1 protein-coding gene and 1 pseudogene are annotated in these 395 nt (G+C 43.5%); both read left to right on the forward strand.

What is annotated here, in order from left to right:
- The coding region (locus tag ACG916_RS21560) for a 3-oxoacid CoA-transferase subunit A (RefSeq protein WP_419329392.1) at positions 1 to 280 on the forward strand (280 nt) is incomplete at its 5' end.
- 18 nt (positions 281 to 298) lie between these two features.
- A pseudogene (locus ACG916_RS21565) lies at positions 299 to 395 on the forward strand (CoA-transferase); the annotation flags it as partial.

A 395-nucleotide genomic window follows, 5' to 3' on the forward strand; every position in this document is an offset into this window, starting at 1 on the left:
AGATGGCAAAGAAACACGTCATATCGATGGCAAAGACTACGTACTTGAATATCCGATTAAAGCAGACTTTGCACTGATTAAAGCACATCAAGGCGACTGTTGGGGCAACTTGGTTTATAACAAATCAGCACGTAACTTTGGTCCAATCATGGCGATGGCAGCAGACGTCACCATTGCACAAGTTTCAGAAGTGGTTGAGCTAGGTGGATTAGATCCCGAGCACATCATCACCCCAGGTATCTTTGTACAGCACGTTGTACAAGTACAGCCCGCACAATAAGCAATAAGGAGAAATAACATGAGCTACCAAAAACTAAGCCGTGACCAAATTGCTGAACGTGTTGCCCAAGATATTCCCGATGGTGCATATGTCAATTTAGGTATTGGTTTACCAA

Source organism: Acinetobacter legionensis (assembly GCF_048552295.1).
Lineage (GTDB): Bacteria > Pseudomonadota > Gammaproteobacteria > Pseudomonadales > Moraxellaceae > Acinetobacter.